This window comes from Heyndrickxia vini (assembly GCF_016772275.1).
GTDB classification, from domain to species: Bacteria; Bacillota; Bacilli; order Bacillales; family Bacillaceae_C; genus Heyndrickxia; species Heyndrickxia vini.
In genome coordinates this window covers 3,267,868-3,292,743 of record NZ_CP065425.1, presented here as the reverse complement: position 1 = coordinate 3,292,743, position 24,876 = coordinate 3,267,868, and the positions used below count along the sequence as shown (strand labels likewise).

Annotated in this window: 24 protein-coding genes and 2 other annotated features; of the genes, 15 read left to right on the top strand and 9 right to left on the bottom strand. The window is 36.1% G+C overall.

Annotation, left to right across the window (positions count from 1 at the left end):
* Positions 1–3: 3 nt before the first annotated feature.
* The 4 genes from I5776_RS16475 to I5776_RS16460 form a co-directional block, all read right to left on the bottom strand.
* Complete coding sequence (locus tag I5776_RS16475; protein WP_202777428.1) at positions 4–2,202, bottom strand: MMPL family transporter; 2,199 nt, start codon at positions 2,200–2,202, stop codon at positions 4–6.
* Positions 2,203–2,357: 155 nt separating this feature from the next.
* Complete coding sequence (locus I5776_RS16470) at positions 2,358–2,930, bottom strand: TetR/AcrR family transcriptional regulator (RefSeq protein WP_202777427.1); 573 nt, start codon at positions 2,928–2,930, stop codon at positions 2,358–2,360.
* 169 nt (positions 2,931–3,099) lie between these two features.
* Positions 3,100–3,942: a hypothetical protein gene (locus I5776_RS16465; RefSeq protein WP_202777426.1), complete on the bottom strand. Its 843-nt coding sequence runs from the start codon at positions 3,940–3,942 to the stop codon at positions 3,100–3,102.
* Between the two features lie 157 nt (positions 3,943–4,099).
* Complete coding sequence (locus I5776_RS16460) at positions 4,100–4,567, bottom strand: Hsp20/alpha crystallin family protein (protein WP_202777425.1); 468 nt, start codon at positions 4,565–4,567, stop codon at positions 4,100–4,102.
* Between the two features lie 191 nt (positions 4,568–4,758).
* Here I5776_RS16460 and I5776_RS16455 point away from each other — a divergent pair, with 191 nt between their 5' ends.
* Positions 4,759–5,010, top strand: coding sequence for a hypothetical protein (locus I5776_RS16455; protein ID WP_202777424.1), 252 nt, complete (start codon positions 4,759–4,761; stop codon positions 5,008–5,010).
* A 133-nt stretch (positions 5,011–5,143) separates the two neighbouring features.
* Here the strand turns inward: I5776_RS16455 and I5776_RS16450 are convergent, their stop codons facing one another.
* The 3 genes from I5776_RS16450 to cidR form a co-directional block, all read right to left on the bottom strand.
* Positions 5,144–5,515 carry a hypothetical protein gene (locus I5776_RS16450; protein ID WP_246483820.1) on the bottom strand — a complete coding sequence of 124 codons (372 nt, stop codon included), beginning with the start codon at positions 5,513–5,515 and terminating at the stop codon, positions 5,144–5,146.
* A gap of 13 nt (positions 5,516–5,528) precedes the next feature.
* Positions 5,529–6,047, bottom strand: coding sequence for an acyl-CoA thioesterase (locus I5776_RS16445; RefSeq protein ID WP_202777423.1), 519 nt, complete (start codon positions 6,045–6,047; stop codon positions 5,529–5,531).
* A gap of 261 nt (positions 6,048–6,308) precedes the next feature.
* A complete protein-coding gene (cidR, locus tag I5776_RS16440) occupies positions 6,309–7,205 on the bottom strand; it encodes a cidABC operon transcriptional activator CidR (protein ID WP_202777422.1) in 897 nt (298 codons plus the stop codon).
* Positions 7,206–7,474: 269 nt separating this feature from the next.
* On the opposite strand from cidR, the gene I5776_RS16435 reads away from it, so the two are divergent.
* From I5776_RS16435 to I5776_RS16410, 6 genes are all read left to right on the top strand, one after another.
* Complete coding sequence (locus I5776_RS16435) at positions 7,475–8,317, top strand: DegV family protein (RefSeq protein ID WP_202777421.1); 843 nt, start codon at positions 7,475–7,477, stop codon at positions 8,315–8,317.
* Positions 8,318–8,482: 165 nt separating this feature from the next.
* The gene (locus tag I5776_RS16430) at positions 8,483–8,968 is read left to right on the top strand and encodes an NUDIX hydrolase (protein WP_202777420.1); all 486 of its coding nucleotides are present in this window, start codon (positions 8,483–8,485) and stop codon (positions 8,966–8,968) included.
* 224 nt (positions 8,969–9,192) lie between these two features.
* On the top strand, positions 9,193–10,011 hold the full coding sequence (locus I5776_RS16425; RefSeq protein WP_202777419.1) for a lipoate--protein ligase family protein: 819 nt from the start codon (positions 9,193–9,195) through the stop codon (positions 10,009–10,011).
* 11 nt (positions 10,012–10,022) lie between these two features.
* Positions 10,023–10,973 carry a lipoyl synthase gene (gene lipA / locus I5776_RS16420; RefSeq protein ID WP_202777418.1) on the top strand — a complete coding sequence of 317 codons (951 nt, stop codon included), beginning with the start codon at positions 10,023–10,025 and terminating at the stop codon, positions 10,971–10,973.
* A 73-nt stretch (positions 10,974–11,046) separates the two neighbouring features.
* Positions 11,047–11,270 (top strand) — a binding site (T-box leader).
* 36 nt (positions 11,271–11,306) lie between these two features.
* Positions 11,307–11,531, top strand: a binding site (T-box leader).
* A gap of 252 nt (positions 11,532–11,783) precedes the next feature.
* The gene (locus tag I5776_RS16415; protein WP_202777417.1) at positions 11,784–12,860 is read left to right on the top strand and encodes a bifunctional 3-deoxy-7-phosphoheptulonate synthase/chorismate mutase; all 1,077 of its coding nucleotides are present in this window, start codon (positions 11,784–11,786) and stop codon (positions 12,858–12,860) included.
* Between the two features lie 94 nt (positions 12,861–12,954).
* Positions 12,955–14,298 (top strand): sodium-dependent transporter, encoded by a 1,344-nt coding sequence (locus tag I5776_RS16410; protein WP_202777416.1) that lies wholly within the window; start codon positions 12,955–12,957, stop codon positions 14,296–14,298.
* A 511-nt stretch (positions 14,299–14,809) separates the two neighbouring features.
* On the opposite strand, the gene I5776_RS16405 is transcribed toward I5776_RS16410, so the two are convergent.
* Positions 14,810–16,210, bottom strand: a complete 1,401-nt coding sequence (locus I5776_RS16405) for a protoporphyrinogen oxidase (RefSeq protein ID WP_202777415.1) — start codon at positions 16,208–16,210, stop codon at positions 14,810–14,812.
* A 439-nt stretch (positions 16,211–16,649) separates the two neighbouring features.
* Here I5776_RS16405 and gdhA point away from each other — a divergent pair, with 439 nt between their 5' ends.
* From gdhA to I5776_RS16370, 7 genes are all read left to right on the top strand, one after another.
* Positions 16,650–18,035, top strand: a complete 1,386-nt coding sequence (gdhA, locus tag I5776_RS16400) for an NADP-specific glutamate dehydrogenase (protein WP_202777414.1) — start codon at positions 16,650–16,652, stop codon at positions 18,033–18,035.
* 280 nt (positions 18,036–18,315) lie between these two features.
* The gene (locus I5776_RS16395; RefSeq protein ID WP_202777413.1) at positions 18,316–19,785 is read left to right on the top strand and encodes an IS1182 family transposase; all 1,470 of its coding nucleotides are present in this window, start codon (positions 18,316–18,318) and stop codon (positions 19,783–19,785) included.
* An 18-nt stretch (positions 19,786–19,803) separates the two neighbouring features.
* Positions 19,804–20,016, top strand: a complete 213-nt coding sequence (locus I5776_RS16390) for a hypothetical protein (RefSeq protein WP_202777412.1) — start codon at positions 19,804–19,806, stop codon at positions 20,014–20,016.
* Positions 20,017–20,124: 108 nt separating this feature from the next.
* On the top strand, positions 20,125–20,373 hold the full coding sequence (locus I5776_RS16385; protein WP_246483819.1) for a FeoA family protein: 249 nt from the start codon (positions 20,125–20,127) through the stop codon (positions 20,371–20,373).
* Positions 20,370–22,370 (top strand): ferrous iron transport protein B, encoded by a 2,001-nt coding sequence (feoB, locus tag I5776_RS16380; RefSeq protein ID WP_202777411.1) that lies wholly within the window; start codon positions 20,370–20,372, stop codon positions 22,368–22,370. The genes I5776_RS16385 and feoB overlap by 4 nt, the downstream gene beginning before the upstream one ends.
* A 25-nt stretch (positions 22,371–22,395) precedes the next feature.
* A complete protein-coding gene (locus I5776_RS16375) occupies positions 22,396–22,548 on the top strand; it encodes a FeoB-associated Cys-rich membrane protein (protein WP_202777410.1) in 153 nt (50 codons plus the stop codon).
* A 137-nt stretch (positions 22,549–22,685) separates the two neighbouring features.
* Positions 22,686–22,832 (top strand): hypothetical protein, encoded by a 147-nt coding sequence (locus tag I5776_RS16370; protein ID WP_202777409.1) that lies wholly within the window; start codon positions 22,686–22,688, stop codon positions 22,830–22,832.
* Between the two features lie 99 nt (positions 22,833–22,931).
* On the opposite strand, the gene I5776_RS16365 is transcribed toward I5776_RS16370, so the two are convergent.
* Positions 22,932–23,366 carry a MerR family transcriptional regulator gene (locus I5776_RS16365; protein ID WP_202777408.1) on the bottom strand — a complete coding sequence of 145 codons (435 nt, stop codon included), beginning with the start codon at positions 23,364–23,366 and terminating at the stop codon, positions 22,932–22,934.
* Between the two features lie 288 nt (positions 23,367–23,654).
* Between I5776_RS16365 and I5776_RS16360 the strand changes: the two genes are divergently transcribed.
* Entirely contained in the window at positions 23,655–24,845 is a 1,191-nt protein-coding gene (locus tag I5776_RS16360) for an MFS transporter (protein ID WP_202777407.1), read from the top strand.
* Positions 24,846–24,876: the final 31 nt, after the last annotated feature.

Genomic DNA, 24,876 nt, shown 5'->3' with positions numbered 1-24,876 from the left:
AAATCATCCTTTTTCAATTTTTTTGGTATTCAATTTTCTTGGCCAGAAGTTCCACTTCCCAATTAGTAGAACAATTGCTGGAACAAGTATGCCACGGACGATAAACGTATCAATTAAAACGCCGATAGCGACAACAAAGCCAAACATAAATAGCTCAAGAATTGGTTGAGTCATTAATACGCCGAAAGTAGCAGCTAGAATTAATCCGGCAGATGAAATTACTCCTCCAGTGAGTGTAACCCCACGTTGGACGGCTGTTTTTAAATCGTAAGTTTTCAGCTCTTCTTTAATACGTGACATTAGCATGATGTTATAATCTACCCCTAGTGCTACTAGAAAGACGAAGGCGTATAGAGGAATTCGATAGCTCATTGCATGCATGTCAAGGAAATGGTCAAAAATAAATTGACTAATTCCCATTGCTGAAGTATACGAGATTAATATTGTAGCAATCATATAAATGGGTGCGACGACCGAACGTGTTTGTACGATTAACAATATGAGTATTAAAGCCGTAATTAATACTACTGTTAAGGATGTATCACGATCATTTAGATTACGAACATCGGCCTGCTTCGCTGTTTCACCCGCAAAATAAAGATGGGAACTCTTTGCAGATAGGTTACTTTTATTTAATAGGTTTTTTTCCGTATCTCTTAAATGGTCTAACGCATCTAATGAATCTATTTCATATGGATTATTTTTAAATGTTAGTTTTAATTTTATTGCATTTTTTTCTAAGAAATAATCTTCCGGTGAACTTTTTCTTTGATCCATTTCAGATCCAATGGTGACTTTATCTACTTCCTTTTGTTTTCCGAGTTCACTTAGTAAAGTATTTACCTTTTCTTGCGTTATATCCCCTTTTTTATCAATAGTGAGAAGGATGTCTGTTGGGGCTAAATCCCCTTTTGTAAAAGAATCCTCTAGTATTTCAAAACCAACCCTTGATTCAAGATCCTCCGGGAAAGATTTAATGAGATTAAAAGAATACTTGATAGTTGTCATATTAAGTGCGGAGACAACTAATAGTATGAGGACAATTCCCCCCGAAACTAGTGGCTTCTTCGTAACGAAATTGGCTACTTTTGACCATATTCCTTTTTGATTATTTTTCTTTTCCCCATATTTAGGGATAGAAGGCCAAAACGCTTTTCTTCCAAATAGAGTGAAAAAAGCAGGAACTAATGTAATACCAGCAATTAATATAATCGCCATTGCAATGGAGAATACAGGCGCAAAGTTTTGATATGGTTTATAAACAGCTGTAAATAAAATAAGCATTGCAGCAAGGACTGTTCCTGCACTAAAGAAAATTGGTTCTCCAACGCTTTTCATAGCTTTCTTCATACTTGAATATTTATCTAAATTTACTTTAAGCTCCTCACGATAGCGTGAAAAAACAAACAATGAATAATCGGTAATTGCTGCAAAAAGAAGAATCATCATTATCGATAATGATTGAGATTCGATTCTCATTCCTTGTTTTCCTGCTAGCCCTATCACTTTATCAACCACTTCGTAAACTATCCCTGAAATAATAAGCGGGATAAGGGCAAGAAGAGGGGAGCGATAGATAAAAATTAAGAGAATTAAAATAATACCTACGGTTGAAAACAATAAAACAAAATCCGCATTTGAGAAGAGTTCCAGTGTGTCAGATGCAATTCCCGCCGGACCTGTTACATACAGCTTAAGCTGTTTAGATAACTCTTTTTTTCCTTCTTTTTTAAATTGCCTTATTGTATCGTTTATTGTATGCATTTCAATATTATCTTTTAACATAACGGGAGCGACTAATGTGTCTTTATCCTTTGAAAGAAGAGAATCCTGAACAGCTGATGGGAGTGTGCTGTATGGAATAACATCTTTTACATTTGGATAGTTTTTCGAAATTGATATGGAATCGATAAGATGGCCAATTTCTTTTTTACTTTTATTAGTGATCCCATTCTTTTGTTTGAATACTAATAACGCTGGAAGGCCGCTATCATTTTTGAAATATTGTTTAAGTTTTTTATCTGCAATAACTGATTTCGCATCATTCGGTAAATCAGAGCCATTTTTATTGGTGGAATATTCCTTTGCACCTGGAGCCACACTTGCTAAAAGAAAAGCAAGGACAATCCACAATAGGACGATAATTTTCGAACCTTTTTTGTCACTGGAAAAGGTAGTGATGGACTGCAAAAATTTACTCATTAAAATTTCTTCTCCTTTTTTTGACACATGTGTCGGAAATGTTCAAAAAAATATGTTTAGCTAAATAAAATGACACACGTGTCGGATTGTTGTAAAATATTAATTGCAATTGCGAAATTATTATTTCACATTCCGACACACGTGTCAAATAAAATTCAACGTTTTTCTATCCCTTCATAAATAATTGAAAAAAGCTTTTCAGTCCAATCCTTTTGGTCTGTTTCAAGTGATTTAGGTATCTGAATAGAGTTGAAGAAAATACTTGTAATTAATTCTGGAGGTAAATCGGCTCTTACATATTTTTCCTTTTGGGCATTTTTAATAATATCCACAATAAGTGAAAAAAGTTTTCGATGGTCTTGATCCAATTTTTCCATGTGCACTTTCATTTCATTCGTTTCAATTCGTCTAAGCTGAGGAATATATTGGATGAATTGATGAATTTGAGAATAAGTGATGAAAATTTCAAGCAATCCTTTTAATTGTTGGATAGGAGAGTGAACGATATCTAACTTGGAGCATTTATCAATAATGATTGTCATTAAATCTTCCATATATGAGGCAATTAATTCATCTTTATTAGCATAATACTCATATATTGTGCTTCTTCCGACACCTAAACGCTCAGAAAGAAGTTTAAAATGAAATCCATCATACCCTTTTTCTAATAAAAGTTCCTCCGTCGCCTTCATTAGCAATCGTTCATCAATAATACGTTGACGAGCCATAACACATCTTCCCCTTTCCCACTACAACAAACATCTGACCTATATTATATAGAAAACCAAAGGCACCTGTCACCCCCCTTAAACAACCATCTTCCCAAAAGTGTCAGGCACCATTTATGCAAAAAAGGGTATAAAAATTACGAATTATGTATAAATGGTGCCTGACACTTTATTCGATGGGGATGTCATCGAAGTTTTGATTTTGGTCGTATTGGTGGTGTGTTGGTTTATGTTTGTTGGTGTTGGGTTGTTTTTCTTGGGTTTGGGTTTGCGTTTCATCGATGTTTTCGCTGCTTGATTCTTCTTCAGTTGGCGGGGATGCCTGTGATTTCTTAATTCCATCTAAATCTTCTTTAAGATTTTCGACCAGTTCTGCAGGGATGATGCCTTTTCCATAGGTAGCGCCGATGTTCAATTGTCCACTAATTTCTTTAATTCCTAGTTGTCCAAAATTGTTGGTTTGTTCATATTTGTCCAAAAGGATCTTTTCAATGTTTACTTTTTGGATAATGATTGGCTGTTGATCGGGGTTTGGTTGATCGGATGTTGTTTGAGTCGGTTCAGGCCCAATCGGTTTTGTGCTTTCTTCTATTCGGACAATTCTATTTTCGAATTCATTCATTTGTTCATATTGTTTTTTTATTATTTCTTTCAGGAGAATGTTTTCCTTTTCCATCAATCCTAATCGAGTTTCCATATCGATTAAATTTTGTTGAAGGGGACTTAATTTATTGGAGATAAACTTGGCAACTTTTGAATAAATATCTATCTCCAGTCGTTTTAATGTTTGCTCATTTAATTTATTATGGTCCTTCGTTTGAGTGCTGGATGATGCTCTTTTCTTTTGATCAGTTAATTTCAAAATAGCAGGCTCAAGTTTAATCAATCTTTTCAACTGAGGCTCATATGTATTGATGTTCTCTACCTGTTTCCTCAGTTCATTGATGTTTAATTTAAGACTTTGAATGTCATCATTATTTTCTTTTTGATTGAAAAATCCTTTAATAGACATAATAATTTTCCCCACACTTTTTTAAGAATGATGACGAACAGCCAATACGTTAAAAAATATTTTAACTATAAATAAAAATAGTTAAAAAAATCACGTTGATACAAACAAATAGTTGTAAGACAAAAGAGAAGGGAGCGGGCTTCGTGTTTTGAATAATTTACGTAATAGGTATATCTTCTTCATTTGTGTATTTTCTCATATATGTAACGATTAGAAGTCCATTTTCAAATCGAGCATGGATATCTTTACTTTTAGTTGGTTCTGGAAGTTCTATTAATCTTTCAAAATCTCCGTATCTCCGTTCATTCTGAATGGTTATTGCGTTTGCAATTGGTAAATGGGATGACCCTTTCACAACTAATTTATTACCAGAGAGGGAAAGTGAAACATCTTCTTTTCGATATCCTGGTAATTCGAGTAACACAATTATTTGTGTATCTGTTTGATAAATATCAACGATGGGAAAAGAAGAATTCCTTGTATGTGATTTTTGTTCTTGAGGTCCATATGACGATTCTTTCATTAGAGGTTCAAAAGGAGTCTGATCAAATATCATATCCCAAAAGTTGCCGTTTTGATATTTTTGTGAGATTTCCATCCATTGTTTTAGCTTTTCCAGATCCACTTTTCTCCCCCCTAACATGCATGATCCTAAGCAAGTACACTATAGTAAATGATAAATGTGACATCTATATATCCTATTAGTAAAATAGTTTTTTCATTACCGATAAATGAGGGAAATCACAGACTAAGTATATGTTTTATTACATAAAAGGCAGATAGGGATAATATATTCTGTAAAAAGGAGGTTATAAAATGAAGGGAGCTTCCATCAATATAAATATTTTTATGTTAAAAATTAATTCTTTTGAAAATGCATCCGCCGTGAATGTTGGCCAAAATTTACTAGCGGATTGGAATAACTCGGACAAAAAAACGCAAGGCTATGGGGTAAATAATGGGGACGATTCTACATTCATCAACCCTCAAAGCTTTGTCGATGACCGTGACCAAATCGATTCCCCGGCATCCTTCAACTCGAGTCCAATCCCCATCAAAAAATTTTAACGGTGCCTGGCACCGTTCGTGGACAAATGTCCACAGGGGGTGCCAGGCACCAAAAAGACATCAAAACAAAAACCAATCACCAGTGTGTAGAGTTAAAGTAAATGGTGATTGGTTTTTATTTTTTGGGGGATGATTATTGTATTACGGGGGCACCCATTAATGATTCGGGTGATGAGCCTTGAATGAGTAGGCTGATTTTGGCATAGCCAATTCGTTTATAATCGGCAAATATTTGTTCGACGATATGAAAATTCTCGTCATCTTTTAATAGTTGTACTTCTTTTTTGTACAAGCGGATAACTGATCCTTGTACAAAATTGGGGGAATAATAGCTTGGATCTTCATCCATAACTATGCATCCCATATAGTGGTATTTAAATTGAAATGCTCTTGTTAAATTAACAACATGCACTAATTTATCAAAAAGGCTTGGATATGTTGTTTGCAATTTTCCAAGACTTTCTTTTGCTGCTTGAATCTCTTCCAAACTTGAAAGTGTTAGCATAATGTCTCTCCCCTTATTTGTCCCAAGGTTTCTCAAGGTTAATGTATCCAGCTAGTTCTTTACTTTTTTGTCTTCTTAATTTACGCATCTCTGCTCTTTCTTTCCCAGTGTTGTAGAGAAATTTTTCTTCCTCTGTTTCAGGAATAACGCCAGGTATTTCCACTGGGCGTTTATTTTCATCTAAAGCAACAAATGTTAAAAAGGCCGTTGCTGCAATACGACGATCACCAGTCATAATGTCTTCAGCAATCACTTTACAAAATATCTCCATGGAAGTTCTGCCGGTATAGGTAACAAATGACTCGACACACACGGAGTCTGTTTGATGAATTGGACATAAGAAATCGATTGAATCTGTTGATGCAGTGACACATTCTTTTACTCTTGAATGTCGACGAGCAGACAATGTTGCTGCATCATCAAGTTTTTTCATTAAAATTCCACCGAATAGCGTATTATAATTATTTAAATCGCATGATAATACTTGTGCAGTATTAACGATACGGCTTTCTTTAATTTTTTTTGCGTTCATGTTATTACTTCCTTTCAATTGGAAATTCTAAATGCCGAATTTCTCAAAAGGGTTTTGTCTACCCCATTAGTGTAAGTCGCCGATTTCCTTAAGTAAAATGGTTATATTTTATTATTTGTATAGATTTTATCAATGAAAACGCTTATGTCCATGAATCATCTGATATGCAATTTTACAATTTGGACATTACAATCGTTGAAATTGTGATATCCATCAAAAAAATCCTAACCAATCGGCTAGGAATTAGAATGGAATATCAAGTTATTTTTTGGAGAGATCTATCGAAAGACTTTCTTTTGTGAATTGGAGCCATTCCTTCGCAGCGAAGGATAGATATTGATTTTTGTTCCAAATTATCGCGAGTTCCCAACGGATAGAGGGGTTAACAACAGTTATTGCCTTTACATTTTTACTAAGATGGTGGCAAAGACTTTCCGGTAAAAGTGATACCCCAAGTTTCCAAGAAACCATTTCCTCAATAAATGACCATTGAGAACTTTTAGAAATAATATGTGGATTAAAACCTACACTGTTGCAAGCGAAGATAATTCGATCGTGCAAAGCAAAATCTTTATTGAAGAGGATAAATGATTCCCCTGCCAGTTCTTTTAATTCTACTTTCGATTTTTCAGCTAATGGATGGGAGGGATGAAGAATTAGTTTTAAATCTTCTTCCATGAACGGGAAATGAAGAAATAACTCATTGTTCGTTGGAAGCACGACTACACCTACATCTAAAAGATTATTATTTACATCTTCCTCTATTTTCTTTGAGCCATCTTCACCGAGTTGGAATGTTATACCAGGATATTTTTCATGAAATAAACCGATTAATTGAAGAAGAAATTGCGCATCAAATATTGGTGGAATGCCAATTCGAATATGTCCCTTTTTAAGACCTAAAAGATTACTTAATTCTGTTTCTAAATTATGAAAGGCATTGTCTATAAGCTTTGCCTGTTCTAGTATAATTTCCCCAGCGTCAGTCAGTGTAAGTTTTTTTCGCGAGCGATCAAATAGAGCAACACCTAACTCTACTTCTAAATTTTTTATCATTTTACTAATCGTTGGCTGTGTAATATACAGATGTTCTGCTGCGAGGGAAAAACTATTATATTTCGCGACTTCTAAAAAATATTGCAAATGTTTAATATCCAATCAAATCACCACTCATTTCATTACTATATCATATTTTACCCATATTTTTTGCATCTACTGACTTGTATCGTGTCGATTTCATTTAAATGCATGCTAATACGCTAATTTTTTGTGTTTTGTCATAACTGTATGTAATCTCCTATTTAGTTATTGGTATTGCCTGATATATAATTAAATTTAGATAATTAAGGTGCGCTATTTGCAAAACAAAAAGCAAAGTTTCTAAATATGTGCCTATATAATATGAGCTTTTTAGAGGGAGTAATGGAATGGGGAAAATAAAAATAGTTACTGATTCGACAGTTGATATGTCCAATGAAATGATCGAAAGGTATGGGATCGAAGTTGTTCCTTTATCATTGTTTATTGATGGGGAAACTTATCTGGATCGAGTTGACATAACTCCAATTGAATTTATTCATAAAATGAGTGAAGCAAAGGAACTTCCAAAAAGTTCTCAGCCGCCGGTAGGTGTGTTTTTGGAGCTATATGATCGATTGGGCGAAGAGGGCTATGATGTGCTTTCCATTCATATGTCTGGTGGATTGAGTGGGACAGTCAATGCCGCTGAAAATGCTGCAGCACTGTCAAAGGCAAAGGTGAAAGTGGTTGATTCTATCTTTATTTCGAAAGCGCTATCTTTTCAAGTTGTTGAAGCAGCAATAATGGCTGAAGAGGGAAAGAGCGTTGATGAAATCCTCATGAGATTGGAAAAAATACGATCACAAACGCGGCTATATGTCGTAGTAGAAAAGCTCGATAACCTTGTGAAGGGTGGAAGAATTGGCAAAGGAAAAGCGTTAATCGGATCATTATTGCATATTAAACCAATTGCTTCATTAGAGAATGGGGTATATAATCCCATTGCAAATGTGAGAAGTCATGCACAAGTGGTAAAGCATTTAGTGAAAAGCTTAGTTGAAGATGCAATGGGGAAAACGATTAAAAAAGTAGGCATCGCACATGCAGAAAGTTATGAACTTGTATCAAAACTAAAGCACGCTATTTTCACCGCTACCGGCTTTGAAAACATCGAAATAGAAATTACCACCCCAATCATCAGCACACACACAGGTGCAGGTGCAATCGGCTTTATGTACTATATGGAATAATATATGTGTGAAAAGAAAAGGTGTCAGGCACCGCTTGTGTACATTTGTCCACAGATGGTGCCTGACACCTTGTGAATTTTTTAACTATTGAAACTTTATATGTATTGTATAATATGAGGGGCAGATTGATAATTTATCTATTTCTTGAAGGGAAGATAAGTATTCATGTTTAAATACACCATATGCTTTATTAAAAAAGGCCATGAACTTCTCATGTTGAACCGACATAAACCAGTATGGATGGGAATTTGGAACGGCGTTGGCGGTAAAATAGAAAAGGGCGAAACACCTTTAGAAGGTGTGTTACGTGAAATAGATGAAGAAACTGGCTTGCAGATAGAGAAAATAGAATATAAAGGTACGGTTACTTGGATGGTAGACGGAAAAGATGCGGGCGGGATGTATGCTTTTGTAGCAGAGTTGCCCGAAACCTATGATTACTACACACCTATAAAAACAGATGAAGGAATACTAGACTGGAAGGATATAAACTGGGTTCTCCATCCTGAAAACTTAGGAATGGCGAATGTGAAGTACTTTCTAGACAAATTATTGTACGATTCCTCTGTTTATGAACATCACTTTGTTTATGAAAAGGGGGAGGTTGTAGATTTTAAGTCAGTGGGGATAAATTCTAAGGTTTCGTTATAATGTATCTGAATTTAAAAATAATATATAAGTAATCCGATAGACTTCCTTCTATTCCTTTGTACTCATTTATCCATAATGACATTTTCCTTTCGTTCCTGTTATTGACAAACCTCGCTACAATGCTATCATAAAAATTGATTGAAAAGGAAGAAAATTATTCCAATATATTTTTTCTTAATTAATTCCGACTCATTTTTTATTGAAAGTTTTAGGTGGTGAAGCACATGAGCGAAACTTGGTATTTTATTGATTCCGGAGTTCAATCTCCAGCTTTCAATATGGCGATGGACGAGGTTCTTCTTGATTGGCATTCACGAGACCTAATTCCTCCGGTTCTCCGTTTTTATACATGGGAACCTGCGGCACTATCGTTAGGTCATTTTCAAAAAACAACAGGAAGAATAAACGCCAAAGCAGCAAAGGAAAAAGGAATCGACATTGTTCGCAGACCAACTGGCGGACTGGCTGTTTTACATGATCAAGAATTGACTTACAGCATGATAATTAGTGAAAAACATGAAAAGATGTCGCCTTCGATAATTGAAGCCTATCGGGTATTATCTCAAGGAATATTAGAAGGATATCGGGAACTAGGTATTTCTGCGGATTTAGCTGTTCCGGATACGCCAATCGGAAAGTCAGGTACTGCTGTCTGCTTTGAAGAATCTTCGTGGTATGAGCTCGAGATTGATGGGAAAAAAGCGGCGGGAAGTGCACAAACAAGGCAAAAAGGCGTCGTATTACAACATGGCTCCATTCCAATGGAAATCGATATTGATACACTATATGATCTATTTGTATTTCCGAATGAGAAAGTAAAAAATAAGACAAAAACTGGATTTGCACAAAAAGCAGTAACGATTAATCAAATTTTAGGAAGAAAAACAACAATAGATGAAATAAAGAACGCATTCACCGAAGGCATTAAAAAGGGACTTAATATTGATTTAACTACATATGAACCGAACAACCAGATGTTAAAAGAAGTAGAAGAACTTATGCAAAGTAAATATGCAAATGAGGAATATACTTTTCAAAGGTAGGAGTGTACATAGTGGCTAAAAACGAAGAATACTTAAGAAAACCTGAATGGTTAAAGATCAAGTTAAATACGAATAAAAGTTATACAGGCTTGAAAAAAATGATGCGGGAAGAAAGATTGCATACCGTTTGTGAGGAAGCAAAATGTCCAAATATCCATGAATGCTGGGCTGTTCGCAAAACAGCGACATTTATGATACTTGGTGATACGTGTACCCGTGCATGCCGTTTTTGTGCAGTAAAAACGGGCTTGCCAACGGAATTGGATTGGGAAGAACCAGAACGTGTCGCAAGATCAGTGGAAGTAATGGGCTTACGCCACTGTGTGGTTACTGCTGTTGCACGTGATGATTTAGCTGATGGTGGTGCGGCAATTTTTGCTGAAACGGTCCGTGCGATTCGACGCCGTGTTCCTTCATGTACAGTTGAGGTACTCCCATCTGATATGAAGGGTGACTATGAAAGTCTGCATACATTAATGGATGCAGGTCCGGATATTTTTAATCATAATATTGAAACTGTTCGTCGTTTAACGAAACGTGTTCGTGCAAAAGCCACCTACGATCGTTCCTTAGAACTTTTGAAAAGGGTAAAAGAAATCAGTCCTCAAACACCAACAAAATCAAGTATAATGGTTGGACTCGGAGAAACGAAAGAAGAAATCATCGAAGCGATGGATGATTTGCTTGCGCATGGTGTGGATATTGTAACAATTGGCCAATACTTACAACCTACAAAAAAACATTTAAAAGTAGAACGTTATGTCCATCCAGATGAATTTGCAGAGTTAAAAGAAATTGCTCTACAAAAAGGATTTAAGCATTGTGAAGCAGGTCCAATGGTGCGCTCAAGTTATCATGCGGATGAGCAAGTAAATAAAGCTGCTCGTAAACGCCAATTAGAAGGCGAAAATAATGATCCTGATTTAATTATTAACCAATATAAAGAACAGTTTCTTAATTAAAATGTAAAAAAATTTTAAAAAGTGTTGACAATATTTTAAACGAAGCTTTATAATACAAATCATACTTAAATAATATAAAGTTTTGAAGGGAACTAAGTATTGTTTATCTCACTATTTTAGAGAGCTGATGGCCGGTGTAAATCAGCATACAGATAAACTAGAATTTCAATCCTGGAGCTTCTTTTCCGAGTTTTTACGAAGGAAAAGCCGGTCGTAATGATCGTTAACAATGTTGAGTGGTAGATGAATTTTATCATCTACAATTAGGGTGGTACCGCGATAATTATCGTCCCTACTGATATTAATCAGTAGGGACTTTTTGCATTTAAATATATACACGCAATGATGGAATTAATAGTAATGTTTATCTCCCTGTTAAAGAGAGCTGATGGTTGGTGTAAATCAGCACAAAGATAAACACGAATTTCGGGTTCCGGAGCATCCTTCCATTTATAAAGAAGAGGAAGGACGGTCGATAATCGATCGTTAACAAAAGAGAGTGGCAAAAGAATATTCTTTTGCAACTAGGGTGGTACCGCGATAAACATCGTCCCTACTGATTTATTCAGTAGGGGCTTTTTTATTATAAAGGCTTTGTTAAAGTTCAATTGTGATATTAACGTCATGTTGATTGGAGCGGAAGGTACGAGACTCCTGCGGGATTAGCGGGAAAGGTGAGACCCCGCAGACGCGAAGCGCCCGCGGAGGCTCACCGCAGAACCGCGAAAAAGCGAGTACCTGCAGCGGAAATCAACAACCAAGTTTAACTTAGCTATTATAAAAATTACTTACAAATTAGGAGGGTTTTTAATGGGGAATAATGATTTACAACAGTTGCGACAAAAGGTGGACGAAATTAACTCACAATTATTACATTTACTAAATGAACGGGGAAAAGTCGTTCAAGAAATTGGCCAGATAAAAAAACTACAAGGCACGAAACGTTTTGATCCAATTCGAGAACGTGAAGTGTTAGATATGGTTGCAGAACAAAATGAAGGTCCTTTTGAAACCTCAACATTACAACATATTTTCAAAGGTATTTTTAAAGCAAGCTTAGAATTGCAAGAAGACGATAATCGTAAAGCACTATTAGTTTCCCGGAAAAAGAAAAAAGAAAACACAATTGTTGATATAAAAGGTGAATTAATAGGTAGCGGAACACAATCCTTTATTATGGGACCTTGTGCAGTAGAAAGCTTGGAACAAGTAAGACTAGTTGCAGAAGCAATGAAAGAACAAGGGATAAAATTAATGCGCGGCGGAGCATTTAAGCCGAGAACATCTCCGTATGATTTCCAAGGATTAGGTGTGGAAGGACTACAAATTTTACGCCAAGTAGCAGACGAATATGATTTGGCTGTGATAAGTGAAATACTAAATCCGATTGATGTAGAACTTGCTCTCGATTATGTCGATGTCATTCAAATAGGTGCAAGAAACATGCAAAACTTCGATTTATTAAAAGCTGTAGGAAGGGTGAAAAAACCAGTTTTATTAAAACGTGGCTTAGCGGCGACAATTGATGAATTTATCCATGCAGCCGAATACATCATTGCACAAGGGAATGACCAAATTATATTATGTGAGCGGGGAATTCGAACATATGAAAAAGCAACACGGAATACGTTAGATATTTCCGCAGTTCCAATATTAAAGAAAGAAACACATTTGCCAGTTGTCGTCGACGTAACTCATTCAACAGGAAGAAAGGATTTACTACTGCCTACTGCGAAAGCAGCTTTAGCAATAGGAGCGGATGCAGTAATGGCTGAGGTTCATCCAGATCCAGCGGTTGCTTTATCCGATTCGGCGCAGCAAATGGATATCCCGCAATTTCATGAATTTATAGAAGAACTAAAGTCATTCAAAAATAAATTAATTTAAACATCTAGTTTCTTTTCATGGTTCCTGCCATTTCCGCTCAGATCAACGTTGAGCAACAAAGGCATCATGTAGAACATCTGAGAGGAGAATACACGTGAGTCAAAGAGAACAATGGTCATCAAAACTTGGTTTTATTTTAGCAGCTGCCGGGTCAGCTATCGGTTTAGGGGCAATTTGGAAATTCCCCTATATAGCTGGCCAAAATGGCGGCGGAGCATTTTTTCTAATTTTTATCGTCTTTACTTTATTACTCGGATTGCCGTTATTATTAGCTGAATTTACAATTGGTCGGTCAACACAAGATCATGCTATCGCTTCATATCGAAAAATCGCACCTGGAACGAAATGGTATTGGATTGGAATTCTAGGCATGGTAACTTGTTTTATTTTGCTATCCTTTTACAGTGTCATCGGTGGATGGATTATCATTTACTTATTCAAAGCCATCATAGGTGATTTGAACGGCCTTAGTTCTGCGCAATATGCAGATGTATTTGGAACTACAATCTCAAATCCAACGATTAGTTTGATCGTTCAATTCCTCTTTATGCTTATTACAATCTTAGTTGTTGCTAAAGGAGTTCAAAAAGGAATTGAACAAGCAAGCAAAATTATGATGCCGGCATTATTTATTTTATTTATCTTGCTTGTTGTACGAGCTGTTACATTAGATGGGGCGATGGAGGGAGTTACCTTCTTATTGCAACCTGATTTTTCAAAAGTAACATCGAAGACAATCTTAGAGGCGATGGGGCAATCGTTCTTCACTTTAAGTGTCGGTGTTTCAGTAATGGTCACCTACAGTTCGTATTTACCGAAAAGTCAAAGCTTGCCGCGTTCCGCCATTTCGATTGTTGGTATGAATTTAGTCATTGTCCTATTAGCAGGACTAGCGATTTTCCCGGCAGTATTTGCCATGGGGTTAGAGCCTGGGGCAGGACCGGTACTTTTATTTAATGTACTTCCAACAGTTTTCAGTCATTTACCATTTGGTATGTTGTTTTTTATCGCATTTTTAATTCTTTTCTTATTTGCCGCTCTAACGTCTGCTTTTTCGATGTTAGAAATCATCGTTTCGGTTATATCTAAAGGAAATCCGAACGGACGTAAGAAATGGTCATGGATCATCGGTCTAGCCATCTTTGTTTTTGGCATACCATCTGCCCTTTCATATGGTGTGTTAGGAGATATCACCTTGTTTGGGAAAACATTTTTCGATTTAATGGATTATACAGTTAGTAATATATTAATGCCGCTAGGATCTTTGCTTATCGCAATTTTTGTTCCATTAAAAATGAAAAAAACCGCATTGTATGAAGAACTTCAAAAGGGCAGCAAACTGAAAAAGGGACTATTTGAAGCATGGTTTTTCCTTCTTCGCTATGTTGCTCCATTGCTAATCATTGCGGTTATGCTAGATGTGTTAGGCGTTTGGTGAAAAAAAGCATGTATCTATGATAGTAACGGGAGGATATACCGAGTAGTCTGATAATTACTATTTATGTTGATCTTTTTACTAAAGTAGATAATTGATGTTTTTTTGAGCAATTAAAGATCATCAAAATAAGCGGATATTTACGGTTAAACAAAAGAATAGAGCTCGGTTCGGGGTATTTAAGCGGAGGTTTTCCGATTAAGCAAAGCAAAATTACTTATTTTCACGTTTTTAGAGCTAATAGTCGGAATCTTTCCGCCTATATATGGTAGTTTTAGTGCTATTTCTTAATTAAGAGAAATTTCTCCGCTTATTTCTAAAACTCGGGTTAACATCTAATGAACTTATACAACTTCTCCTTTAAATAAACAAATAAATTTTAACACATAAAAGCTTGGGGAATATCCCAAGCTTTTGTTTGTTAACGATATAATCTTATGTTATTTGTAGTACGATTTTAGATTTTCTCCACGTTATCGGAACTACTTACTATGATTGGTACATGCTTTTTCGTTTAATTATTATTTGAAATTTGTTCGATTAATTGTTTCGCTGTCTCTTTTCCATTCATTATACAATCTGCAATTCCGACACCGTAATAGGAACAGCCGGCAAGAGTGATGTTCGGATAAAGTTCAGCTATTTTTTCATTTAAGAATTCAATGGTTTTTCGATGGGTTAAGGAATATTTAGGCATTAAATCAGTCCATTTTGTTACTTCAGAATGTATTGGCTCTCCAGTTATTCCTAAACTTTTTTCGATATCCTTTAAGGCGACTTGGATTAATTCTTTTTCATTTAAGTTGTTTAAGTGTTCAAAGATGGCAGGATTTGTATTTTTATAAAAGAGTCGTAATAATAAGTGATTGTTTTTCGATGTATGTGTCCATTTTCTGCTTGTCCATGTACATGCATTACAGACAAGATCACTACCATTAGGTACGATAAAACCAGTTCCATCAGTCGGGAGTTTCTCGTCCGGAACGTCGAAACCTACATACACACTAATAAGAGATGAGTTGACTAGCTGATTAAACTCTTCATCAAGTACTTCATTTTGTAAAATGGATTGTGCCACTTGATGTGGTGTGCTAAGCACAATAAAGTCCGCGTGAATCGTTTTCTCATTTTCTAATGTAACGGTGTATCCATTTCGATTGTGTGTAATTGCTTTAGCTTTGACACCTTTCATTATTTCAACACTTGTTAATTCACCTTCAAGGCGATTAATTAATGTAGATAACCCGTTTTTAAATGAGACAAATTTTTTGTTATCGGCAGATTGAAATCGTTCTTTGTTTTCGGATAGGCCATTTATAATGCTTCCATATTTATTTTTATACTCTAATAAATAGGGAAGGGTAGTGGCTAACGTTAGTTCATTTAATTTTCCGGAATACACACCCGAAAGCACCGGTGCAATTTGGTTTTCGACGATTTCTTTACCGAGGAAATGTTCGAGGAATTGTCCGATTGAACTATCTTTTGTAAACTCTTCATTTTTAGTTGTAAAATCTTTTAATGCTTCATTTTTTCCATTTTCGGAAATTAATTCACTGTTAAATAATGCTTCCCTGCTCATGGGTATTCCAAATACAGTATCATCAGGGATTGGTTTCAATTGTCCATGGTGGTAGATAAATGATTTTCCTGTTGCATTATTGACCATTTCGCTATGTAAATGTAGGTCTTTTAATAGTTCTGCTACTCCTTGTTTACGAGCAACGATGGAGTCGGCTCCTGTTTCCATAATAAATTCATCTGTTTGGACGGAATGGATTTTTCCGCCTAATTCATCATTTCCTTCAATTAATTGTAAATTTAATTCGATGTTTGCTGTTTTTTTTAATTGTTGAAGGTAGTACATTGAGGAAAGTCCTGTAATGCCTCCGCCAATGACAACGACTGTTTTCAAGCTACTCACTCCTATAAATTATCGGCTCTTTTCTAATGGATGTTTTTGTAAGCCTTTTTAATAGACCGTTCCTTTCCGCTGCAGGAACTTGCTTTCCGCGGGGAGGAAGTCGAGCCTCCTCAGCGCTCCCGCGTTTGCGGGGTCTCGACTTTTCCTCTATTTCCCGCAGGAGTCAAGTTCCTTCCGCTCCAATTCACTCTGCGTTTTGAATAGAATAAGTCTACGTGTATTCAGGTTGCTCGGAATTTCTAACAAAAACATAATTGAATAGTTTAATTATAATTCAATCTTCCTTTGAAAAAAAATTTGATTTTGTCTAGCTTGTGAAACAGTGGATCGTTCTCATTTTGGCATGATTCTTATCTATTTTTACTATTGGAATTCACTTTGAAAATGATGGAAAATTTATAATAATGATAAAATAGAAGGGGTTAACGGGATGATTACAAGCGAGCATGAAAATATATATGAGCAACAAAGGACTGCCGAAAATTATGTAAATGAAGTATATGAAGAAATTAAACGAAGAAATCCATATGAGACCGAATTTATTCAAGCTGTTAAAGAGATTTTGGATTCGCTCTTGCCGGTTATTTGTAAACATCCGAAATATATGGAACATGGGATATTAGAAAGAATTACAGAACCTGAAAGACTTATTACTTTCCGTGTTCCTTGGGTGGATGATAATGGAAAAGTTAAGGTTAATCGGGGCTTTCGTGTTCAATTTAATAGCAGTATTGGCCCTTATAAAGGCGGGCTAAGATTTCATCCGACAGTGAATGCGAGTATCATTAAATTTCTTGGTTTCGAACAAATTTTTAAAAATGCATTAACTGGTTTGCCAATTGGCGGTGGTAAAGGCGGATCAGATTTTGATCCAAAAGGAAAATCCGACGGGGAAATTATGAGATTTTGCCAAAGCTTCATGACCGAATTAAGTAAATATATTGGACCAGATGTGGATGTTCCGGCTGGAGATATTGGGGTCGGTGCAAGGGAAATTGGCTACTTATTTGGTCAATATAAACGAATTCGTGGTGGCTTCCAATCAGGCGTTCTTACAGGAAAAGGTTTAGGGTATGGAGGTAGTATGACAAGAACCGAAGCAACGGGATATGGAACGGTTTATTTTGTAGAGGAAATGCTAAAGGATCATCATTTGTCCTTTAACGGAAGTACTGTAGTCGTATCCGGATCCGGGAACGTTTCCATTTACGCGATGGAAAAAGCAGCTCAACTTGGTGCAACGGTTGTTGCATGCAGCGATTCGGATGGCTATATTTACGACCCGCTTGGTATTAATTTAGCGACTGTTAAGCGATTGAAAGAAGTCGAGAGAACAAGAATTAAAGAATATGTGAATATCCTCCCACATGCACAATACGTGGAAGGTTGTACAAATATTTGGTCAATCCCATGTGATATCGCACTTCCGTGTGCGACACAGAATGAAATCGACGAAAATGCTGCAAAAACATTAATTGAAAATGGAGTCAAGGCAATCGGGGAAGGGGCCAATATGCCATCGACATTGGAGGCAATTGAACTCTTCTTAAAAAACGACATTCTATTCGGACCTGCAAAGGCGGTAAACGCAGGCGGCGTTGCTGTTTCCGCACTAGAAATGTCGCAAAATAGCATGAGGATGTCATGGACATTTGAAGAAGTCGACGAAAAATTAAAAGGAATCATGAAAAATATTTACCAAAAATCTATAACATGTGCAGAAGAATATGGCCAATCCGGCAACCTCGTAATCGGAGCAAATATCGCAGGATTCATTACCGTCGCCGATGCCATGATCGCACATGGAGTGATTTAGATAGTTTTTGAGAAGAGTAGAGAAAAGGAATCTACTCTTCTTTTTTTGTCTCTTTTTTAGATTGTTGTTTTAATAATATTAATAGCGCAGAGTGGATTGGAGCGGAAGGTACGAGACTCCTGCGGGATCCAGCTGGACAGATGAGACCCCGCAGGGAGCGAAGCGAGGCCACTGAAAAAGTCCATTTATTATTAGGCAGATAGATGTTTGAGTTGACCAAACATTTATCTGCCTTTTTGTTTTATAATGATGATATCAAATGTATGTAGGTGATACTCAAATGATTTCTAACCAAGAATCTCTCAATCTTAGTCCATATATAGCTATTTATGATCTTGTTGTTCCCAAAGATAACATGCTTCGTCAAATCAATGAACTGGTGAATTTTTCGTTCATTATTGAAGAATTGAAAACGAAATACTGCCTCGATAATGGTCGCAATGCAGTGCCACCAATCCGCATGTTTAAGTATCTATTGCTTAAATCGATTTATGATTTGTCTGATGTAGATGTAGTAGAACGCTCTAGATATGATATGTCATTTAAGTATTTTCTCGACATGGCACCAGAAGACCCAGTAATAAATCCAAGTTCCTTAACAAAATTTCGTAAGCTCCGTCTTAAAGATGTGACCTTGTTAGATTTACTTATTGGGAAAACAGTTGAGATTGCACTTGAAAAGGAAATCATAAAAAGTAAAACAATAATCGTGGACTCCACACATACACAATCACGTTTTAACCAAAAGTCACCGAAGGAATTTTTACAAGAGAAGTCAAAAAATCTTAGAAAAGCAGTTTATCAAATTGATGACTCAATGAAAGAGAAATTTCCTCCAAAACCAACTTCCAATGAAGTTGAAGATGAATTGAATTATTGTCGCCGAGTTGTTTCTATTGTCGAATCAGAACCACAATTAGCCGCAATTCCCAAAGTAAATGAAAAATTAAATGTCCTTCATGAAGTAATAGAAGATTATACAGAACACATGAGTCAAATGAACCGTTCAACTGATACGGACGCACGGGTAGGACATAAAACAGCTGATTCCTCATTTTTCGGATACAAAACACACATCGCGATGAGCGATGAAAGAATAATAACAGCAGCGATTCCGACAACGGGAGAAAAAAGTGATGGAAAATACCTGCAAGAGTTAGTTGGGAAAAGTCAAGCTACAGGAATGGAAATTAAAACAGTAATTGGTGATACAGCCTATTCTGAAAAAGACAATATTAGTTATGCAAAAGAAAATCAACTTGAACTTATTTCTAAATTGCATCCACATATAACACATGGAACACGGGCAAAAGAAGATGAATTTGAATTTAATAAAGATGCTGGAATGTTCGTTTGTAAGGCGGGGCAAATGGCTACCAAGAAAAAATATGAAGAAAGAAAGGGGCAAGATAAAAATCCAAGAATTAAGTTCTTTTTTGATATTGAGAAGTGCAAAGTCTGCCCGTTTCGTGAAGGGTGCTATAAAGAAGGAGCAAAAAGTAAGACATACTCAATAACAGTTAAATCAACTGAACATAAAGATCAGGAAGCATTTCAAGAAACGGATAAATTTAAACAACTAGCAAAAACTCGCTATAAAATTGAAGCCAAAAATAGCGAACTCAAACATAGACACGGGTTTAAAACAGCAAATTCCTCGGGTCTATTTGGCATGGAAATCCAAGGGGCAACAGCAATATTTGCGGTAAATCTCAAGCGGATTCTAAAGCTCCTAAATGAAAAAGAGTAAAAAGGGGATAGGAAAAAGGTGACATTTCATCTAATTACAGACGAAATGTCATCTTTTTTATTACCCCAAAATGAAAAGGGGAAAAAACGTAAGTTTTTCAGTGGCCTCGAGCGAAGCGACGAGGAGGCTCATCGCCAGCCCCGCGGAAAGCGAGTACCTGCAGCGGAAAGGAACGGACCTGTATTAACAACAACCTATATGAACCGTTTTAACGAAATACAACGGGATTAGATTTACTTTTTCATGTGTTAGACAAAAATTTCTTAAAGACATACACAAAACATCGTGATAAAATAATTTCATAAATGAGAAAGTTTATCATTATCAATTACATTTCTTATGAACGGAGCAAACAACATCATGATGCTATTAGATTTAGTTGAAGGAAAAACTGGATATATCGTAGATGTTTCAAATTTAGATAATACTGTTAAGCATCGCCTCTTACATATCGGAGTTGTAGAGGGATGTCCAATCAAAGTAAAACATCGGATGCCTTTTGGCGGACCATGCATGCTGGAATGTAATGGACAATTAATTGGCATTCGCCGCTGTGATGCCGGGCAAATAAAGGTCGAAAAGAAATGATGCAGACGGCTTTAGTTGGAAATCCAAATACAGGGAAAACATCATTATTTAATTATTTAACTGGTTCATATGAATATGTTGGAAACTGGAGCGGAGTTACCGTTGAAAAGAAGGTAGGTAAATTAAAAAGTGTTCACGGGGACCTAATTGACTTGCCCGGAGTATACTCGCTTTATCCTTTATCAAAGGATGAGTCAGTTGTTACCCAATTTTTCTTAAATGAATCTTTTACAAACATTATAAATATTGTGGATGCCTCACAATTAGAAAGAAACTTGCAATTAACAATCCAAATTCTTGAGTTTGGAAGACCCGTTGTTATTGGTTTGAATATGGTCGATGTCGCAAATAGACGCGGCTTGGAAATAGATGATCAACTACTGGCAAAAAAACTAGGTACACCTGTCGTTCCAATTACGGCACGGAATGGTAAGGGCTGTAATGACCTTGCCGTACAATTAAATGCTTTAGACAATACATCATCAAAAATCCCTTATGTGTATTACGGAAAAATTGTTGAAGATGGGATTATAAGAATCATTCAAATATTAGAAGATGAAAAAATAGATCTTCCAAAACGATGGTTAGCATTGCAATTATTAGAGGGAAATCCCGACGTTACGTCTTTTATAAAAAATGATCAAATAACAGCAGTGATTGATGAGGTTGAACAAAAAATAAAAGCAACAACCTCTTATACGACGATTACTCGCTTAATCTTTGATTCTAGAAAGCAATGGATTGACCAAGTGATTCAAGAAAGCAGTCGGGAAACGGAGCAATCGAAAAGCAATTGGACGGAAAAAATTGATAAAATTGTTACCAATCAATGGTTGGGTATCCCAATCTTTCTGGCATTTATGTTTTTGATGTTTAAAATAACCTTTGATTGGTTAGGGACACCGTTATCAGATGGATTGGATGCCTTTTTTACAGGACCATTAACGGACTGGATTCAAGCAGGACTACAAGCTGTTCACGCTAGTTCTTTTATTCAGGCATTAGTGTTGCAAGGAATCATTGCCGGTGTTGGTGGCGTGTTAGTATTTGTACCGCAAATATTTATTTTGTTCTTATTTATCTCCTTTTTAGAGGACTCTGGCTATATGGCACGTGCGGCACTCGTAATGGATCGAATGATGGAGAAAGCGGGTTTGAATGGAAAAGCTTTTATACCAATGATTATTGGATTCGGTTGTAATGTACCAGGTGTCATGGCTGCAAGAACAATTGAACAGCCGAAGGAAAGATTATTAACGATTTTGCTCACACCATTAATGTCATGTTCGGCACGTTTATCTATTTATGCCTTATTTGTCGGTGCTTTTTTTGAAAAATATCAAGCAATTGTCGTTTTTTCATTATATTTATTAGGTGTTGTCGTTGCTTTACTTTTGGCAAAGTTATTTTCAAAAACATTGATGAAAAATGAGTCATCGGTATTTGTTATTGAGCTGCCGCCCTATCGTATTCCACAGGCGCTCACGTTATGGCGGAGTACATGGGATAAAGGAAAAGGATTTGTTCGTAAAGCAGGGACGTTTATTTTTGGAGGATCTGTCGTCATTTGGTTATTATCCTATATGGGTCCTGGCGGGATTGGAGTAGACATGGATAATAGTTTCCTAGCCATGATCGGTAAGGGTATAGCACCATTAATTGCACCGCTAGGTTTTGGTGTATGGCAAGCAGGTGCTGCATTAATACCGGGATTTTTAGCAAAAGAAGTGGTTGTTTCATCAATGAATATTATTTATCATACGCCAAATACGGCTTCACTGCAGGGACTATTAACTGATTCATTTACACCATTATCAGCGTATAGTTTTCTCGTATTTGTTCTTTTATACATTCCATGTGTAGCAACGGTTGCTGCTATCCGTAATGAAGCGGGCTCATGGAAATGGACATTATTTGGGATTGGGTACTCATTAGTTATAGCTTATGCTTTATCCTTTGTTATTTATCAAGGTGGAAGGCTGATTTTTGGATTGTAAAATGAAGAAAGAGGAGTGACTTTCAATGATTGCTAGTATTATTATCGGTGCTTTGATTTTTGGTTATGCAGCCTTTACCCTCTTTAAATTTTTCAAAAAAAGTAAACAAGGTGCCTGTGCCCATTGCTCTATAAAGGATAGCTGTCAAACAAGTTGCAGCTCCGCAATAAAAAAATAAAAAGAGAAACCTGAACCGAAGTGGTTCAGGTTTCTTATTGTGGAAAAGAATTAGAATAAAGGATTCATAAAATTTTTGATGAATAATATCCATATACGGTAATTCAAAACAAAATGGTGGTGAATGGGAGGGAGTAGGTGGCTAAATTTATAGATGATTTTTTGGGAGCAATATATGATTTTATAAAACTGATAATAAAATGTGCAGCTTACTGTTTATTAGGGATGATTATAGTAGCTATTCCTATGTATTTGTTTGTGGTAGTAGTAGGGTTATTTAAGTAGTTTTTATACGTTAAAAAGTTGCACTGGACAGCTGATCTAAAAATGAAAATGGAGTTGGACGTGGAGCCAACTCCATTTTTCTTATACTTTGAAAACTTGTCATAACTCTTCTTTTTCGAATCGAATTAATGCTTCCTTCGCTCTATCCCTTAGTGAAACCAAATCTGTTTCTAATTTTATAATATTTTTCTTTTTTTGTTCAATGAGTTTCAATTGTTCATTTACGGTTTGGTAAACTTTTTCCAATTTTTCCCTTTGCAAACTTGTTCCTTTTACTTGCCGATAGTCCATTCTTTGTAACTCTAACATGTCACTAAGGGTAATAAATTCTTGTAATTCCTGCAGTGTGAATCCTAATACTTCTTTAGCATTCGTGATTTTCTTTAAAAAATCGACATGTTCTTGAGAATATAGTCTAAATCCTCCATCACTGCGCGGGGGAGATGGGAGAATGCCGATTTGTTCATAATAACGGATTGTTCTTTTTGTTAGGCCGCTTTGTTTAGCTACTTCGTCTATTTTTAATCCATCCATACTAACTCTCCTCGTATTAATGAAATAATGGAGTTACGATATTGTAGTTTATTTTATCAGTAAAATTTTTTACGTGTATCTATATATATTAAGATAACATAAGATTTAATTTTGCACGAATGGAAATTAACGTTGACGTTAACGTTAGAAAGTAGTATACTTTTTAACGTAAATCAGAACATATATTTTACTTTTTTGAGTGAAAATAAGGAATGGTTGCGAGCAGGATTGTTTACCATTTTTGTTTTCATTTTTTATTTCAAAAACAATAAAAAGGGGTTTTACTTTATGACAGAAGAAGCACTGAAAGCCCATAATCAACCGGCGAAACAACCGCTTGTTGTTTGGGTAATCTTCTTTGCAACGATTATTTCTTTCATGGGATTAGGTCTTGTTGATCCAATCTTACCGGCAATTGCCGAAAAATTGCATGCGACACCGAGTCAAGTTTCTTTATTATTTTCCAGTTATAACTTAATTACGGGTATCGCCATGTTAATTACCGGTGTCGTTTCTAGCCGCATTGGTGTTAAGTGGACATTATTATCGGGTATTATATTAATTGTTATTTTTTCCGCTTTAGCTGGTTCATCTAATGGAATTTGGGGAGTTGTCAGCTTCCGTGGTGGCTGGGGACTTGGTAACTCGTTATTTATCGCTACTGCACTATCCGCTATCGTTGGACTATCTGTTGGTGGAACAGCAAAAGCAATTATTTTATATGAAGCCGCTATTGGCCTTGGTATTTCTGTAGGCCCATTACTTGGCGGAGAATTAGGTTCCATCTCTTGGCGCGGACCATTTTATGGTGTTAGTGTTTTAATGATTATCGCCTTTTTATCTTTATTATTGAAAATGCCAAAGGTAACTAAACCTAAGACAAAAAGCTCCGTTTTAGATCCATTGAAAGCATTGAAATTTCCGGGATTATTTAGACTCGGATTAACAGCTTTCCTATATAATATCGGTTTCTTTACACTTATGGCATTTGCTCCATTTGTAATGGGCTTGCATGAGCATGGTCTTGGATTTGTGTTTTTAGGATGGGGACTTTGTCTAGCATTTACTTCTGTATTTGTTGCACCAAAAATTCAAGCGAAATTTGGAACAATTAAGTCAATGTGCACAATGTTAACTTTATTTGCATTAACATTATTAGCAATGGGAATTTGGACCGACTCAAGTACTACTGTTATTGTTTGTGTTATCATTGCGGGTCTATTCCTTGGAACCAATAATACGTTAATTACAACTGCTGTGATGGAAGTTGCACCAGTCGAACGTGCAACAGCTTCAGCAGCATATAGTTTTGTTCGTTTTATTGGTGGGGCAATTGGACCTTGGTTAGCCAATAAACTTGCCGAAAAGTTTAATCCGCACATACCTTTTTATAGTGGAGCAATATTTGTTTTCATTGCGATGTTAGTTATTGCTTTTGGCCGCAAGCATCTTGCACATGTCGATAGGGTAGCACATTAATGTTTTCGCAAATATTTCGTGAAAGGACGAT

Bases quoted from the DNA above. Each gene is read 5' to 3' on its own strand.
- I5776_RS16475 (WP_202777428.1), bottom strand. From the start codon at position 2,202: ATGAGTAAATTTTTGCAGTCCATCACTACCTTTTCCAGTGACAAAAAA.
- I5776_RS16470 (WP_202777427.1), bottom strand. From the start codon at position 2,930: ATGGCTCGTCAACGTATTATTGATGAACGATTGCTAATGAAGGCGACG.
- I5776_RS16465 (WP_202777426.1), bottom strand. From the start codon at position 3,942: ATGTCTATTAAAGGATTTTTCAATCAAAAAGAAAATAATGATGACATT.
- I5776_RS16455 (WP_202777424.1), top strand. From the start codon at position 4,759: ATGAAGGGAGCTTCCATCAATATAAATATTTTTATGTTAAAAATTAAT.
- I5776_RS16450 (WP_246483820.1), bottom strand. From the start codon at position 5,515: ATGCTAACACTTTCAAGTTTGGAAGAGATTCAAGCAGCAAAAGAAAGT.
- I5776_RS16445 (WP_202777423.1), bottom strand. From the start codon at position 6,047: ATGAACGCAAAAAAAATTAAAGAAAGCCGTATCGTTAATACTGCACAA.
- I5776_RS16435 (WP_202777421.1), top strand. From the start codon at position 7,475: ATGGGGAAAATAAAAATAGTTACTGATTCGACAGTTGATATGTCCAAT.
- I5776_RS16430 (WP_202777420.1), top strand. From the start codon at position 8,483: ATGTTTAAATACACCATATGCTTTATTAAAAAAGGCCATGAACTTCTC.
- I5776_RS16425 (WP_202777419.1), top strand. From the start codon at position 9,193: ATGAGCGAAACTTGGTATTTTATTGATTCCGGAGTTCAATCTCCAGCT.
- I5776_RS16415 (WP_202777417.1), top strand. From the start codon at position 11,784: ATGGGGAATAATGATTTACAACAGTTGCGACAAAAGGTGGACGAAATT.
- gdhA (WP_202777414.1), top strand. From the start codon at position 16,650: ATGATTACAAGCGAGCATGAAAATATATATGAGCAACAAAGGACTGCC.
- I5776_RS16395 (WP_202777413.1), top strand. From the start codon at position 18,316: ATGATTTCTAACCAAGAATCTCTCAATCTTAGTCCATATATAGCTATT.
- I5776_RS16385 (WP_246483819.1), top strand. From the start codon at position 20,125: ATGAACGGAGCAAACAACATCATGATGCTATTAGATTTAGTTGAAGGA.
- feoB (WP_202777411.1), top strand. From the start codon at position 20,370: ATGATGCAGACGGCTTTAGTTGGAAATCCAAATACAGGGAAAACATCA.
- I5776_RS16375 (WP_202777410.1), top strand. From the start codon at position 22,396: ATGATTGCTAGTATTATTATCGGTGCTTTGATTTTTGGTTATGCAGCC.
- I5776_RS16365 (WP_202777408.1), bottom strand. From the start codon at position 23,366: ATGGATGGATTAAAAATAGACGAAGTAGCTAAACAAAGCGGCCTAACA.
- I5776_RS16360 (WP_202777407.1), top strand. From the start codon at position 23,655: ATGACAGAAGAAGCACTGAAAGCCCATAATCAACCGGCGAAACAACCG.